This window comes from Aeromonas sp. CA23 (assembly GCF_002587065.1).
In the GTDB taxonomy this organism is placed as follows: Bacteria; Pseudomonadota; Gammaproteobacteria; order Enterobacterales; family Aeromonadaceae; genus Aeromonas; species Aeromonas bestiarum.
The window spans coordinates 4,850,579-4,865,779 of record NZ_CP023818.1; the positions used below are offsets into that span (position 1 = coordinate 4,850,579).

Here is a 15,201-nt window from a genome sequence, read left to right on the forward strand (position 1 = left end):
GCCATTTAAGAGAGCAAGAGCATGACAACCCTGATGAGTACCCATTCCCTGCAAATGAGTGCGGGGCACCTTCCGTTATTTGACAACCTGGACCTCAGCATCCGCAGCGGTGATCGCATTGGCCTCATAGGCGCCAATGGCTGTGGCAAGAGCACACTGCTCGCCCTGCTGGCCGGTCAGCGCCAGCCCCATGACGGCCGCATACACAAGGCCACCCCCTGCCGCTGTGAATTCGTGGCCCAGCATCTGCCCGCGCAACTGCAAGCGCTCAGCACCCGCGCCGTGCTGCTTGATGCGCTGGCCAACGAGGCTGACCAGGCGTGGCAGGTGGACAAGATGCTGACCGAGCTGCAACTGGCCGAGCAGGCCGACCTACCGGTCAGCGCGCTGAGTGGCGGCCAGCACACCCGTTTGCAGATAGGCCGCGCCCTGCTGCACCAGCCCAACCTCTTGCTGCTGGACGAACCCAGCAACCACCTGGATCTGCCCGCCCTGCTCTGGCTGGAGCGCTTCCTGCTGGCGTGGCGCGGCGCCTTCGTGCTGGTCTCCCACGATGGTCGCCTGCTCGATCGGGTGACCCGCGAGACGCTGATCCTGCGGGATCGGCGGCTTCATCGCTTCGCCCTGCCCTGCAGTCAGGCCAGGGCGGCCCTGGCCGAAGAGGACGAGCAAACCCGCCAGCGCCGGGCCGACGAGCAAAAAGAGATCGACCGCCTGAGCGCCAGCAGCAAGCGCCTCGCCATCTGGGGGCGGGAGCATGACAACGAGAAGCTGGTGCGCCAGGCCAAGTCCATGGAGAAACGGGTGGCCAGGCTGCAGGAGGAGCAGAGCGTGGTCGGGGTGGACGCGCCCTGGCGCCTCGAACTGCACGGGCAGGCGCTGCCCGCCGATGCCCTGCTGCGACTCGATGCCCTCGACGTGCGCCCCGCCCCCGGTCTGCCGCCGCTGCTGCGGGCCGAGGATCTCTGGCTGCGCGCCGGCGACAGGGTCGCCCTGCTCGGCGCCAACGGCACGGGCAAGTCCTCCCTGCTGCGCCAGTGCTGGGGCGAGGTGTGCGACCAGCGACCGGCTGAGGGCTGGTATCGCCATCCTGGCGCCAGCATCGCCTACTACGATCAGTCCCTGCAGCAGCTGGACGACCACGCCACCCTGACCGATGCCCTCTATCCGCTGGCGCCTTTGCCGGAGGTGTCGCTACGCCAGGCGCTGATCCGCGCGGGCTTCCCCTACTCCCGCCACGGCCAGCGCGTCGCGACCCTGAGCGGGGGCGAGCGGGCCAGACTGTTGTTCCTTGCCCTGTCGCTGGCGAGTCACCATCTGCTCTGGCTCGATGAACCCACCAACCATCTGGATCTGGCAGGAAAGGAGGAGCTGGCCGAGGCACTGACCGGCTTTGTCGGCGGCGTGCTGCTTGTCTCCCACGACCGGGATCTGATCGAGCGCAGCTGCAACCGCTTCTGGGTGATCAGGCAGGGCCGGATCCACGAGGCCCACAGCGCCGAGCGGGCCTATGCCGAACTGCTCGGCGATGCGCCCGATCGGCCCGCCGCCGACGCCCAGGCCAATGAAGCCTGGGGGGAGGAGCCCATGCCGGTGCACGATGACGAGGCTCAACTGGCGCGCTGGTACGAGCTGGATGCCCTGCTTGCCGCCGATCTCGCCCGCAAGCCCAAACATCAGACCCCGCGCCTGCAACAGGGCTGGCGCGATGAGCTGGGCAGGCTTGCCGACTTGCTGGGTCTTTCCGAACCCTGAGCCAAGCAGCGATCCGCGCTTTTATCCCGCCCTTTCACTCAACTCACGCGGCCGGCCACGGCTGGCCGCAAGGAGCACATCATGCCTTCACCACAACAACCCGGGATCAGGCTCGACCCCGTCACGGATGCCGACTTGTCTCACATCTACCGCGGTCTGTCGGACCCCAAGGTCATCGCCTGCTACGGCATCAGCTATGACACCATGGAGGCGTGCCAGGCCCAGATGCGCTGGTACGCCGAGATAGCGCAGTGCCAGAGCGGGGCCTGGTTCCTGATCCGCAACCCGGATACCCATGAGCCAATGGGGGCCATTGGCTACAACGATGCCGACCCACAGCACAAACGGGCCGAGCTCGGCTACTGGCTCTATCCCGAGTACTGGGGCCAGGGGATCATGCGGGCGGCATTGCGGCAGTTTCTGGCCCTCGTCTATCACACTACCGATTTGCACCGCTTGCTGGCGGTGGTGGAGGAGCCAAACCTCCCCTCCGCTCGCCTGCTCGAGCGGGCCGGCTTTCGCTACGAGGGGACGGCTCGGGAATGCGAGTGGAAGGGGGAGCAGTTTATCTCCCTGCGGCACTACGCCCTGCTGCGCAGCGACCTGCCAGCCCCTTGAGCACAACCGCATCTGATAGCCAGCAAAAAGCCCCGCACTGCGGGGCTTTTTATCGGGTCGGTTACTTGATGGCGCAGATGTTGTCGGTGGCCAGAGTGCGGCGACGTCTGCGCCGCCACAACGAGAAGCAGCCATACCCCAGAGTGAGCAGCGCCGCATAGAGCACCTGGGAGGCGAGCGCCACCAGCACGGCGAGGCAGAGCAGCACGCTCAAGGCCGCCAGCCCCTTGCCCATGCCACCGAGCAGGCGCCAGCCCGCCGCCATGCAGAGCAGATAGACCAGCACGAAGTTGCCGTTGGCGTAGCGGATCAGCTCATCGAGCGGCAGTCGCAGCCAGAGGATCAAGGTAATGGAGACGAGGCAGATGGCAAGCACCCAGCACAGGGCATTGAGCGGCGCCCCCCGGGCCGAGAGGCGAGAGAGGGAGACTGGTAGTTTGCCCTCCCGCGCCATGCTCCAGATGAGGCGCGCAAATCCCTGCAGGTAGATGTTGATGCTGGCAAAGCAGGAGAGGTAGCCCAAAATGGCCACCAGCCACTTGGCGGTGGGGCCGAACAGCAGGGAGAGCAGGGCCGGGATGGCGGTGGCATTGGTCGCCTCGTCGCCATAGAGACCATATTTGAGCACCACCAGCGAGTGGACCCAGTAAATCAGCCCCGCCAGCAGCACGCCACCGAGCAGGGCCAGCGGATAGTCCCGCTGTGGCCGCTTGAACTCTTCCCCCATGTGGGCGAAGGCTTCCAGCCCCACGAAGCACCAGAACATCACCGCCAGCGCCGTGCCCATGGCGGGCCACTCAGCCGCCGTCGGCAGTGGCTGGGCCGCGTCGCGCCAGCTGAGATCCCCCTTGAACCAGATGAGCAGGGTCAGCCCCAATATGGCCAGGGCAATCAGCAACTGCAGGTTGCCGGAGGAGCGCGCCCCCCGCAGCCCGAGCAGAAACACCCCAAGCAGGGTCAGCAGCTGGATGGCCCACAGGGTCCACTCCCCCAGATCGAAAAGCGCGTGCCAGAAGCCGGCGGCTATGGTGAGGGCCGCAGGCAAGCCCACCGGCAACACAGCCAGGAACAGGAAGGCGGAGAAACGCTCGGCGCCGTTGCCAAAGGCGAGCCCAATGAGATGCGGCGCCCCGCCCGCATGGGGATAACGGCGGCCAAGACGGGCGAAGGTGAAGGCGATGGGCAGCACCAGCACGATGAGCAACCCCCAGGCCCAGAGCGAGGCGCCCCCCGCCAGCGACGCCGCGGTCGCCGGCACCACGAAGATACCGGTCCCCAGCAGTGAGGTAGCGAGCAGCCCCATTCCCTGCCAGAGCCCCAGCTCTTTTTTCAACGCAGACATATCCTTTTGTCCTGACTGGAAAAACACCCCGCCATGTTAGGCCGCAGTCCCTTGCTTGTTAAGGGCTATCCGTTGCTCAAACAAAAAAAGCCGCCTCTTGCGAGGCGGCTTCTTCTTTCAACAGACTAGCCGGAGTTATCAGGCAATCAGCTTGTAGATGATGCCGGACATGGCGATCAGGCCAATCAGGGTCACGAAGCCGTTGCTGATGTTGCCAGCGTATTTGCGCATGGCAGGTACCTTGGTGATGGCGTACATCGGCATCAGGAACAGCAGCATGGCGATGATGGGGCCGCCCAGGTCTTCGATCATGCCGAGGATGCTCGGGTTGATGGTGGCAATGGCCCAGGTGGTCAGGATCATGAAGACCGCGGTCACCTTGTTCAGCTGCTTGGCATCAACCTTCTTGCCTTTTTCGCGCAGCGCCTTGGCCATCAGACCGTTCATGCCTTCCTGTGCACCCAGGTAGTGACCCAGGAAGGACTTGCTGATGGCGACCATGGCGATCAGCGGAGCCGCAGTGGCGATGAAGGCGTTGTCGAAGTGGTTGGCCAGGTAGGACAGAATGGTGATGTTCTGTTCTTTGGCGGCAGCCAGGTCAGCCGGGGAGAGGCTCAGTACGCAGCTGAACACGAAGAACATGACGGTCATGACCATCATGACGTGGGCACCCAGCAGTATGTTGCCGCACTTCTTCTCGGCGCCTTCACCGTAACGACCCTTGTTGTCCACCGCGAAGGAGGAGATGATCGGGGAATGGTTGAAGGAGAACACCATTACCGGAATTGCCAGCCACAGGGTCTTGATGAAGTCACCGTTGAAGGCGTCAGACAGTGCCGGCGCTTCTGTGATGATGGCACCGTTCCAATGCGGGATCAGGTAGAGCGCCAGGCCCATCAGGGTCAGCACGAACGGGAACACCAGCACGCTCATCGCCTTGACGATGAACTGGCCGCCGAGGCGAACGATCGCCATCAGACCCAGGATCAGCGCCAGCGACAGGATGGCACGGGGAGGTGCAGTCATGCCCAGCTGGTGAACCATCAGGCTCTCGACCGTGTTGGTGATGGCAACCGAGTACATCAGCAGGATCGGGTAGATGGCAAAGAAGTAGAGCAGGGTGATGAACTTGCCTGCGGTCTTGCCGAAGTGCTCTTCTACCACTTCGGTGATGTCACCGTCGCGGGTGGAGCCGGACAGCACGAAGCGGGTCAGGCCGCGGTGTGCGAAGAAGGTCAACGGCAGGGCCAGGATGGCCATGGCCAGCAGCGGCCACAGTCCACCTACACCGGCGTTGATCGGCAGGAAGAGGACGCCGGCACCGATGGCGGTACCGTACAGGCCCAGCATCCAGACCAGGTCGGCCTTGTTGATGCCACGGGAAGACGCATTACTGGCTAAGCTGCCTTCAACTGCAATGTTCATGTCAGACATAGGGGTGTTCCTGTCATCAAGGAAAATAGAAAAAATCTAGTCAACCGGGCGCAATGCCCCGTTCCATCTCCCTGGAACTCCTGCAGTCCATCCCTGTTATTCTCATCCCACCGACTCGGCAACTTGCTCGCCACTCCATGTAGCAACCAAACTGCAACAAACAGGTCTGTGGGTCATCAGCCCGAGGGCCGCAAGCACGTCAACCGTTACAACTCATTAACGCACCTTTGTTCTGATGAGCTGACTCTAATTAAATCCCCTTACCGAGCACAGTGTTTTTTTGAATTAATCAACCAAAGTTTGACTGGAATCGCCTTTCTGGCGTCAGAGATCACGTTGCCAGCCCAATTTTGTGAACAACCATTAACAATTCCAGGTAGTTTCACCCGTATCTATATCCTTTGGGGTACAACAAACTGCTTACATTTGCCTGTTTGTTGCTCAAGTTGTGCACCGCAGTGCCCTGTCGTACCCTGTTCATCAACATTTCCCCGTTGAATTAATATGGCCATCACCCGTACCGACCTCGCCGAACTGGCAGTATTTGCCGCCGTCGCCCGTCACCAGAGTTTCAGCAAGGCCGCCCTCGAGCTCGGGGTGTCTGCCTCCGCCCTGAGCCACAGCCTGAAAGGGTTGGAGACCCGCCTGGGTGTCAGATTGCTCAATCGCAGCACCCGTGCCGTGGTGCCGACCGATGCGGGCCAGCGCCTGCTCGAACAGTTGCTGCCCACCCTGAACCACCTGCAGAGCGCACTCGACGAACTGGCGCACCACAGCGACGAGCCGGTGGGACGGCTGAAGATCAGTGCGCCACGGGGCGCCATCGATGAGCTGCTGGCCCCAGTGTTGATCGACTACATGGTGCGCTACCCGCGCATGCAGGTGGAAGTGGTGGAGCAGGAGCTGATGCCGCGCCTCATCGAGGATGGCTATGACGCAGCCCTCTTTTATGGCGACCTGCTGCCCAAGGAGATGATAGGTGTGCCGCTCGGGCCGCCCCAGCGCTATCTGGTGGTGGCAGCCCCCGCCTATCTGGCCAGGCACGGCACCCCGCAACACCCTCGCGAATTGTCGCGCCATGCCTGCATAGGTTACCGGTTGACCCCTTCCCACCACTACCGCTGGGCGTTTGCCGGAGAGGAAGGTTCCATGTTGGAGATAGAGGTGACCGGGCCCCTCACCACCAGCACGCCGGCACTCTATCTGGGGGCGGCAGAGGCGGGGCTGGGATTGGCGTATTGCCTGGAGGAGGAGGTGAGCAAGCAGCTGGCACAGGGAACACTGGTGAGCGTGCTGGAGCAGTGGTGCCCTACCTTCGTGGGATTTTCGCTCTTTTATCCCAGCCGGCATCAGCTGGGCCGCGGCCTGCGCGCCCTGATAGACATGCTCAAGGCACACTATCAAACTCGATGATTACTGAGCGTGGCTCATCAATTCATCAAATGGAAACCGAATTATCAACAAAAAGATATTAATCTAGACTGTCTGCTCGATAATCGAACTCCCCAAGAGAACAGATATGTCTGCCTACTTCATGTTGCGCCAACGGGCGATGACTCGCCGTTTCTGGGGCTATGCCCTCCCCTCCATCATGGCCATGCTGGTCTCCGGTGCCTACTACCTGGTCGATGGCATCTTCGTCGGCCACTACGTGGGCGCCGCCGGCCTCGCCGGCATCAACCTGGTCTATCCCGTCATCATGGTGTTGATCGGGCTCGCCGCCATGATCAGCATGGGGGCGGCCACCGCCATCTCCCTGCATCAGGGGGCAAAGAATATCCGGCTGGCCCGACAGGCGCTGGTCAATGCGTTCTGGCTGCTCGGGCTGCTCGGGGCCCTGGCGCCCTTGCTGCTTTACTACTGGCACATCGACATACTGCTGGCATTGGGGATTGAGCAAGGCACAGAGACCTGGAAACAGGCCAGTGACTACCTCACCTGGATCGGCGGCGGCACCCTGCTGCTGGCCTGCAACCTGGCGGTGCCCTACCTGCTGCGCAACGATGGCAAGCCAAGGCTGGCCATGATCCTGGTCAGCAGTGGCGCCATCCTCAACATAGTACTCAACTACCTCATGGTCGGCCGGCTGGGGCTGGGGCTGGTGGGCTCGGCCCAGGCGACGCTCATCACCGAGGGGATCGTCAGCCTGCTTGGCCTGGGTTATTTCTTTACCAGCCATGCCAAACTGCGCCTCTCATGGCACCACATGGTGCCCAGTTTTCCGGCCATGCCCAACCTGCTGTTCACCGGTCTGCCGAGCCTGATCGCCCAGTTCAACCTGGGGCTGCTGCTGCTACTGCACAACAGCCAGCTGATGGCGTATGGCGCCATCAAGGATCTGGCCGGCTTCACAGTGGCCGGTTACACCGAGGCCGTGTTCATCGTGATCCTGCAGGGCCTGGCCTTCGGCATCCAGCCGCTCATCAGCCAGGCGACGGGGGCCAAACGCCATCGGGATCTGAAATTCCTGATGGAGATGGGGCTCAAGATCACGCTCATCTATGGCATGGCGGTCTGGCTGCTGATCCAGCTGCTGCCGCGCCAGGTAGCCATGCTCTACATCGGCAATCAGGATGCCGAGCTGCTTGCCGCGGCCGTCAGCAGCCTGACCCTCAACCTCGGCGCCATTCCGCTGGAGGGGATCATCATGTTCGGCATAGTGTTGCTGCAGTCCATGGCCCGCACCAAGCAGGCGCTGATCATCTCGGCGGCCAAGACACTGCTGCTGCTGCCACTGATCTTCCTGCTGCCGCTCTGGTGGGGCCGCGAGGGGGTGCTGATGGCCCAGCCCACCACAGTCTTGCTGCTGACCCTGCCGCTGTGCTGGCTGCTGTGGCGGGAATGGCGTCGCCTCAAGCTGGCGTGCACACCCCAGCGTCCGCACCACGCCAAGCCGATCGGCGCCCGTCAGGGAGTCCAGCTGGCCCGCCGCGCCGGCTAGCCATTACGCAGACTCAAAGCCGGGTGGCGCGGGTGCGCACCCCGGGTTCTGCCATCGCCTGCTGGGCTGCCACCAGTTGCAGCTCGTAGGCGCCCGCCAGCCAGGTCTGGGCCAGCACCGCATCCACGCTGGCGTTGGTGCGCTCAAACGCCAGCACGGGATCATGTCCCGCCAGCAGATTGGCCAGCATGGTGGCACTGAGCAGATCCCCTACCCCTATGGGCTGGCGATGAAATTCATAGAGCGGGCGCGAGATGTGAAACGCGCCCGCATCGCACACCAGCACCATCTCGAACCTGTCCAGGCTTAACCCGGCCCGCCCCAGATGCTTGACCATCACCAGCTTGATCCCCTGCTCGCGCAACTGCTGACAAGCCGCCAGCACCTCGGGCACATTGCTTATCTCGCGGCCGGTGAGCTGTTCCAGCTCCAGCAGATTGGGGGCCAGCATGTCGGCCTGGGGCAAGGCCCGGGTTTTAAAGAATTCGCTGACACCGGGTGCCACTATGCAACCCTTGTCGGGGTGACCCATCACGGGATCACAGAAATAGAGGGCGTTTGGATTGAGCGCCTTGAGGTGGGCCACCGCCGCCAGTATCTCCTCCCCCTGTTCGGCCGAGCCGAGATAGCCGCTCAAGAGCGCATCGCACTGCCCCAGCACGCCTATGTCGGCAAGCCCCGTCATCAGCTGGCGGATATGGCCGCCGGGCATCGCCATCCCCTGCCAACCTTCGCTGTACTGGGTGTGGTTGGAGAACTGCACCGTATTGACGGGCCACACCTCCATGCCCATGCGGCGCATGGGAAACACGGCGGCACCGTTGCCGGCGCAGCCGAACACCACGTGGGATTGAATGGAGAGAATTCGCTTCATGATGGCGACTCACGCAAAAATGGATAAAAAACACAGGGAAAAACGGGCCTCTCGGCCCGTTGTTGTCACTCTCGATTAACGCAGCACCTTGACGGTGTAGCTGCCATCGGCCTGACGATAGAGGCCGTGGATGTCGGTCTCGAAGCCCGGGTAGTGAGCCCCGATCTCGCACAGCATCTCGAGGAACTCGAGCACCGGCAGCGAATCGCTGGTCACCATCTCACCCGGCAGTACCAGCGGTACTCCCGGCGGGTAGGGCAGTATCATGTTGGCGCTGATGCGATCCACCATGTCACGCAACGGCACCTCTTCCAGATTGCCGGCCAGCTCCTGCTGCCAGGCGGCGTGCGGCGTCATCTTCATCTCAGGCAGCACGTCGAACGCCTTGAACATCAGCTCCGGCAGACGATATTTGCAGGTCAGGTCGTGGATGCTCTGGGCCAGCGCCTGAATGCGCATGCCTTCGTAGAAGCTCGGGTCTTCACGGTAGAGGCTCGGCAATATGCTCTTGATGGTCAGGTTCAGGTCATAGCCACGTTTGAACTCGGTCAGGGCGCGCAGCAGCTGCATCGCCTTGGACTGATCGATGCCGATGGAGAACAGGAACAGCATGTTGTAGGGGCCTGTCTTCTCCACCACTATGCCGCGCTCGTCCAGGAACTTGGAGACCAGGGAGGCAGGGATGCCGTTGTCCAGCAGCTTGCCATCACGACCCATGCCCGGGGTCAGCAGGGTGACCTTGATGGGGTCGAGGTACATGTGGTCATCGTCGATGCCGTTGAAACCGTGCCAGTCATCTTTCGGATCCAGCTTCCAGCACTCGACTGTGTCTATGTTGTCCGGCTGCCATACGTCGAAGAACCAGCCTTCGCTCTGATCACGCAGACGCTTGATCTCTTTGCGGAAGGAGACGGCGCGATCGATGGAGTCCTTGATCAGCCGCTTGCCGGTGTTGCCCCGCATCATGGCGGCGGAGATCTCGGTGGACGCCACTATGCCGTACTGCGGCGAGGTGGATGTGTGCATCATGAAGGCTTCGTTGAAGGTCTCTTCCTCCACGTCACCCTTGATGTGGATCATCGAGGCCTGGGAGAAGGCCGCCAGCAGCTTGTGGGTGGACTGGGTTTCGTAGAACACCTTGCCCGGCATGGCGTCGCCGCTCATGCCGCACTTGCCTTCGTAGATGGGGCTGAAGTTGGTGTAGGGCACCCAGGCGCTGTCGAAGTGGATGTAAGGGGTATCCAGCGCCTCCTTGATGAAGCCGGTGTTGTAGAGCAGGCCATCGTAGGTGGAGTTGGTGATCACGGCATAGCGTGGCGCCTGGGCGCCCGGGGTGGCGGCGACCTTGGCGGCTATGGTCTCGCGGCTGAACTCGCTCTGCGGTATGCCCCCCAGAATGCCGTAGGCGTTGCGGGTCGGACGGAAGTAGAGCGGGGTCACGTCACTCATCATCATCAGGTGAGTCAGGGACTTGTGACAGTTGCGATCCACCAGCACTGTGCTGCCGGCCGGCGCGGAATACATGCCGACTATCTTGTTGGCGGTGGAGGTGCCGTTGGTGACTATGTAGGAGCGATCGGCGTTGAAGGTACGGGCGATATACTCCTCGGCTTCCTTGTGCGGACCCGAGTGATCCAGCAGGGAGCCCAGCTCCGGCATTGAGATGGAGACGTCAGCCTTGAAGGCGTTGGGGCCGTAGAAGTCATAGAAGATGCTGCCGGCCGGGCTCATCTGGAAGGCGGTACCGCCCATGTGACCCGGGGTACAGAAGGTGTACTTGCCCTCTTCCACATACTTGAACAGCGCCTTGGTGAAGGGCGGCAGTATGGCGTCCTGATACTCCTGAGTGGCCTGACCCATCTTGAGGGCGATGTCGTCGGCCATGCCGAGACGGTACTCGAAGAAGTGCACGTTCAGACGCAGGTCGGTCAGGTGAATGTCCAGGGTGGACTGGTCGTTGGCAAAGGCGAAGATCGGCAGCTTCTCGTTGCGATCGTGGATCTCCTTGCACAGGCCGAGGGAATATTTGTCCCAGTCGAAGATGGCGCCGCAGACACGGGGGTTCTTCTCGATCAGCTTCAGCAGGTCGGCCACGTCGACCGGGTATACAACCTGAAAGCCTTTACGCTCGAGGGAGGCTTGCAGCTGGCGAATGGGTTCTTCTTTGAAGAACACGCCCAGGTGGTTGAGGATGGCAATGATATTCATCGTGATACTCCACACGTAGAGGGGCGCTCTCCATCAGGGATGGTGAGTGAAGAGCGCTCGGAAAAGGGAAACGGAATCAGTGGCTGGCTTGCTCTTTGAGCAGGGCGTCGTGTTGACGCAGGCCCTGTTTTTTGGCGTAGAACATCAGGATGATGAGCGACACCACGAAGGTGGCAGTGAGGTTGGAGCCCTGGGCGCCCATCAGGGCCACCAGACAGAAGACGCAGGCGACGCCGGAGAAGATCATGGTGCCTATGCTGCGGGAGGTCATGCCCTCGAAACGGATGAGGTTAATGCTGGAGTAGAAGTAAGGCAGCATGGTCAGCAGCACAGCATCCGTGGTCAGCACGTTGAACAGATCGGCGGCGTGAGCGGACTGGGAGGTGAAGGCGGTCAGGCCGATCATCAGCGCGGTCATCTTGAGGGAGCCGAGGATCAGACCCTTCTTGGCGACGCCATTCTTGTCCAGCTCGCCGTAGATCTTCGGGAAGTTGCCATCGTGGGCGGCGCGCTTGCCCGCCTCGCCCACCAGCATCATCCAGGAACCCAGCGAGGTGAAGCAGGCCAGGGCGGTGAAGGCGGAGACGAACGGCGCAGACCAGTTACCGAAGATGGCGGAAGAGGCCATGGCAAAGGGGGCGCCGGAGGCTGCCACTTCACCGGCCGGGAACATGCCGCTGATCACCTGGGTGGAGAGTATGTAGATGACGCCGGCAATACCGGTCCCCAGCATGGTGGCGAGCGGTACGGTACGTTTCGGGTTCTTCACCATGCCGGAAGAGACGGCGGCGGATTCAACACCCACGAAGGACCAGAGGCAGATCAGCACGGCGCTGATGACCGCATGCAGGTCGCTGCCGCTGGTGGTGTTCCAGTTCTGGCTGTAGACGCTGGTATCAAAATGTCCCCAGCCCATCACGGCGGTACCGACCACAGGCAGCAGGATCAGCACTAGCCCCAGGGTACAGAGGCGGCTCACCCAGCTGCCGCCAAGCAGGTTGACGAAGGTGAAGATCCAGACCGCCGCTATGGTAGCCAGGGCTGCCGGGATAGGGTTGTTGAGGATGGGGAAGAAGACCGACAGGTAGGAGACGCCGGTAATGGCGATGGCCAGGTTGCCAATCCAGTTGGCGTGGTAATAGAGCACACCGGTCTGGAAGCCGAATACAGGAGAGATCTCGCCGGCGTAAGCGATGGGGCCACCCTCTTGCGGATTCTTGGTAGCGAGGCGGGCAAACACGAAGGCAAGGCCCATGGCACCAACCAGGCAGATGGCCCAGCTGAATACAGAGATGGAGCCGATAGTGGCCAGGGCCGAGGGCAGCAGCGCTATGCCGCTCCCCATCATGTTGCCGGCCACCACACCTGTACAGGCGATGAGGCCAATCTTCTTGCTCGTATCTAGGGACATAAGATCTCCGGGTCGATAAAAGGTCATCAAACACACGCTTGGCGGAGCGTCCCGCCAACGAATGGCCACAGACTAGGCCTCTGTGCCCCGGAAAACATAAAGACCCGCTAAGGGATAAAAACATGAGTGAACTTTTTTCGCCCCACGACATCAATCAATAAAAACCCATTAAAAACATAACGTTGAATATCAACCCACAAGCCACCTTGATAAATCCTTGATATCCCTGCCCCCGCTTGAGAGGTCCGTCAGGCCTCAGTCGATACACCTTGATATTTTTCATGATGCCCTTGGTGTCCCATTCAGCCCCCTTTGCCCTGATCCCGCAGCCAGGCCACCGGTTGAAGCCTCGCCATCCTCCCACCCGCCACGTGGCTCAAGGGATAAGCGGACGCCCCCGGCAATGGCCGCCCTTGACTGGGTAACCCAAAGGGCAAGCATCAGGACGACACAGCCGCGAGCAGAGTGAAGAAGGGAGCAGGCCCTGAATCGGCCATCTGCGCAGGGGTGACGACATGGCAGTGAGTGAGTCAAACCGGGTAGATAAAGATGCCATGGCCCGGTGCCAGTGGCAGGGGTAGGAATAGGGACAGGAATAAAGAGAGCGGCTGGCAGCCAGGTCACCCAAGGCTGGTCATTGCCGAGCTGCGGCACACCAGACGGCACATAAGCAACAGGCTGCCCCAAGGCAGCCTGTCTGGCTGAGCGCAACCTCTGCGATCAGCGAAGCGGCATGTTGCCACGCCTCAGAACAGCTTCACCTTGCTCTGGCCCAGCACGTTGAACAGTGCGGGAGTCAGGGTTTCCATGTTGCTGTAGAAACCGAGTCGCTGGCAAAGCAGATAGGTCTGCTCGGTCGCCTCCATCAGGAAGGCCTGACTGTAGGCATCCCCCGCCGCCTCGGGGCGACCATCCAGCTCAGCCAGCTTGCCGAGCAGTATGTGATAGAGCACTGAGCGGCCCCGGCTGGCCGCCTGTGCCAGCAGGCGATTCGCCTGCTGCTGCTGGCCGTCCAGTATGGCCTGCAGGGTCAGTGCCTCCCATACCCGCGCCGGCAGCAGGCCGCCGTCCTGCACCAGACTGGCCAGATGGGTGCCAATCCCCTGCAGTCGTTCACTCTCGGACTGACCGGCCAGGGTTGCCAGCGCCTCTCCCGCCAGATAGCGCTCGGCCAGCAGCAGCGGCTGATCCGGTTGGCTTGCGAGGGACTTGTCGAGCAGATCGATGCCGCGCTTGAGCGCCACCGTATCCTGGCTGTTGGTGTAGTAGTGCGCCTCCATCATGGCCATCAGGGCGGCATCGTCGGTGGGCCAGCCCATGCCGGGCAAGGCGTCCGGCTGATCGAGGGCGCGCAGCAGATCCTGGCTGCTCGCCTGCAGCACGGCGTGGACGTTGTGGCGACTGAGCTGATACTGGTGGCTGAACAGCACACGGTTGGTGTTGATGTTGCGGTATTCCAGATCCAGATAGGTGCCGCCCGGTTGGCGGGAGACCCGCACGCTCAGCTCCTTGCCCGGCAGTATGCCGCCCATCAGGGTATTGGCGCCGTACTGCACCCGCAGCGACGTGGCGGCCGCCACCTCCCCCATCAGGGCACGGGTGATGCCATCGGCCAGACGCACGTTCTCGTTGTCACCCTCCATGCCGGAGTGAAAGCGAAACACCAGCAGGTTTGGATCCAGCATGGAGTGCACCTGGGGACTGGTGTGCTGGTAGCTGAGCAGGCTGACAATGGTGACCAGGATGACGGCCACGAAGATGTCGAAACTGATCATCTTCCAGCGGCTGCGGCCGTCCTGGGCCCGGGTCGAGATGGCGCGGGTCAGGGGGCCGGCCGGGAAGGGGGCCACACCACCGATCGCTTCCTCATCCTCGTCATCGGCAGGCGGGCTCAGGTCGGAGAGGGTCGAGTTGGCCGTCGGAGCTGATCGGGCATCCGCCATCACCACGGAAACCACCTGCAAAGGTTGCAAAGGCCGCACCGGCGCCACCAGCTTGTAGCCACGTTTGGGCACTGTGATGATGTAGTCGGTCGCATCAAAGCGGCCATCTTTGAGGATCTTGCGCAGCTCGAAGATGGACTGGGTGACCACCTGATCGGTGACCTCGGCCCCGTCCCACACCTCGTTGATCAGGGAGTCGCGAGCGAACACTGTGCCGGCATTGCTCGCCAGAAACCGCAACAGATTGACCAGCCTGGGCTCGAGGTAGACCTCGCGATCGGGGCGACACAGCATGTTGTCGTCAACGCTCAGGGTCCAGTCATGGATCTCAAAAACCGATTCGCTCATGATTCACTCGCTGCAGATGAAGACGATGCACGATGAGAGTGACGCAAAACCAGAGGCAGGCGGAACCGGGAAAACAGTGTCGCCGAAACAGTGAACATGCCTGAGGGTCAATCCTGTTTACGTCTGAAGGGCATCCTTGCGGGTATTCCAATCGGGCCGATCGGAAGCGGTCACTTTAAGCAAAACGGGAGCGGGATCCCACTTTTTTTGGCCACTAACCGCCGCTCAGTTGATCCGACACGGGGGTTTTCGGCAAACATCGTGCCAACTGGTATCCATATGAAGAGTATTTATCCCGGACCCAAAAAAGAAGGCCCCCGCAGTGCG

10 protein-coding genes are annotated in these 15,201 nt (G+C 61.8%); 4 read left to right on the forward strand and 6 right to left on the reverse strand.

From position 1 onward, the window contains the following. The first annotated feature begins 21 nt into the window (after positions 1 to 21). Positions 22 to 1,755, forward strand: coding sequence for an ABC-F family ATP-binding cassette domain-containing protein (locus CK910_RS22315; protein WP_098984753.1), 1,734 nt, complete (start codon positions 22 to 24; stop codon positions 1,753 to 1,755). A gap of 81 nt (positions 1,756 to 1,836) precedes the next feature. Then, positions 1,837 to 2,373, forward strand: a complete 537-nt coding sequence (locus CK910_RS22320) for a GNAT family N-acetyltransferase (protein ID WP_098984754.1) — start codon at positions 1,837 to 1,839, stop codon at positions 2,371 to 2,373. A gap of 61 nt (positions 2,374 to 2,434) precedes the next feature. Here CK910_RS22320 and yjeH read toward each other — a convergent pair whose 3' ends face one another. Both yjeH and CK910_RS22330 read right to left on the reverse strand, forming a co-directional pair. Next, positions 2,435 to 3,715, reverse strand: a complete 1,281-nt coding sequence (yjeH, locus tag CK910_RS22325; RefSeq protein ID WP_098984755.1) for an L-methionine/branched-chain amino acid transporter — start codon at positions 3,713 to 3,715, stop codon at positions 2,435 to 2,437. Positions 3,716 to 3,853: 138 nt separating this feature from the next. Next, positions 3,854 to 5,149: an HAAAP family serine/threonine permease gene (locus tag CK910_RS22330; RefSeq protein ID WP_043134499.1), complete on the reverse strand. Its 1,296-nt coding sequence runs from the start codon at positions 5,147 to 5,149 to the stop codon at positions 3,854 to 3,856. A 504-nt stretch (positions 5,150 to 5,653) separates the two neighbouring features. On the opposite strand from CK910_RS22330, the gene CK910_RS22335 reads away from it, so the two are divergent. Both CK910_RS22335 and CK910_RS22340 read left to right on the forward strand, forming a co-directional pair. Beyond that, positions 5,654 to 6,562 (forward strand): LysR family transcriptional regulator, encoded by a 909-nt coding sequence (locus tag CK910_RS22335; protein WP_098984756.1) that lies wholly within the window; start codon positions 5,654 to 5,656, stop codon positions 6,560 to 6,562. Positions 6,563 to 6,668: 106 nt separating this feature from the next. Beyond that, entirely contained in the window at positions 6,669 to 8,090 is a 1,422-nt protein-coding gene (locus CK910_RS22340) for an MATE family efflux transporter (RefSeq protein ID WP_043554786.1), read from the forward strand. A 13-nt stretch (positions 8,091 to 8,103) separates the two neighbouring features. On the opposite strand, the gene pdxY is transcribed toward CK910_RS22340, so the two are convergent. The 4 genes from pdxY to cadC form a co-directional block, all read right to left on the reverse strand. Next, positions 8,104 to 8,964, reverse strand: coding sequence for a pyridoxal kinase PdxY (gene pdxY / locus CK910_RS22345; RefSeq protein WP_098984757.1), 861 nt, complete (start codon positions 8,962 to 8,964; stop codon positions 8,104 to 8,106). A 75-nt stretch (positions 8,965 to 9,039) separates the two neighbouring features. Next, positions 9,040 to 11,172: a lysine decarboxylase CadA gene (locus tag CK910_RS22350; RefSeq protein WP_098984758.1), complete on the reverse strand. Its 2,133-nt coding sequence runs from the start codon at positions 11,170 to 11,172 to the stop codon at positions 9,040 to 9,042. A gap of 76 nt (positions 11,173 to 11,248) precedes the next feature. Then, a complete protein-coding gene (cadB, locus tag CK910_RS22355; RefSeq protein WP_043554782.1) occupies positions 11,249 to 12,583 on the reverse strand; it encodes a cadaverine/lysine antiporter in 1,335 nt (444 codons plus the stop codon). A gap of 746 nt (positions 12,584 to 13,329) precedes the next feature. After that, positions 13,330 to 14,874, reverse strand: coding sequence for a lysine decarboxylation/transport transcriptional activator CadC (gene cadC, locus CK910_RS22360; protein ID WP_098984759.1), 1,545 nt, complete (start codon positions 14,872 to 14,874; stop codon positions 13,330 to 13,332). Positions 14,875 to 15,201 lie beyond the last annotated feature (327 nt).

Excerpts from the sequence above, each read along its gene's own strand:
- CK910_RS22315 (WP_098984753.1), top strand. The coding sequence starts at position 22 with ATGACAACCCTGATGAGTACCCATTCCCTGCAAATGAGTGCGGGGCAC.
- CK910_RS22320 (WP_098984754.1), top strand. The coding sequence starts at position 1,837 with ATGCCTTCACCACAACAACCCGGGATCAGGCTCGACCCCGTCACGGAT.
- yjeH (WP_098984755.1), bottom strand. The coding sequence starts at position 3,715 with ATGTCTGCGTTGAAAAAAGAGCTGGGGCTCTGGCAGGGAATGGGGCTG.
- CK910_RS22330 (WP_043134499.1), bottom strand. The coding sequence starts at position 5,149 with ATGTCTGACATGAACATTGCAGTTGAAGGCAGCTTAGCCAGTAATGCG.
- CK910_RS22335 (WP_098984756.1), top strand. The coding sequence starts at position 5,654 with ATGGCCATCACCCGTACCGACCTCGCCGAACTGGCAGTATTTGCCGCC.
- CK910_RS22340 (WP_043554786.1), top strand. The coding sequence starts at position 6,669 with ATGTCTGCCTACTTCATGTTGCGCCAACGGGCGATGACTCGCCGTTTC.
- pdxY (WP_098984757.1), bottom strand. The coding sequence starts at position 8,964 with ATGAAGCGAATTCTCTCCATTCAATCCCACGTGGTGTTCGGCTGCGCC.
- CK910_RS22350 (WP_098984758.1), bottom strand. The coding sequence starts at position 11,172 with ATGAATATCATTGCCATCCTCAACCACCTGGGCGTGTTCTTCAAAGAA.
- cadB (WP_043554782.1), bottom strand. The coding sequence starts at position 12,583 with ATGTCCCTAGATACGAGCAAGAAGATTGGCCTCATCGCCTGTACAGGT.
- cadC (WP_098984759.1), bottom strand. The coding sequence starts at position 14,874 with ATGAGCGAATCGGTTTTTGAGATCCATGACTGGACCCTGAGCGTTGAC.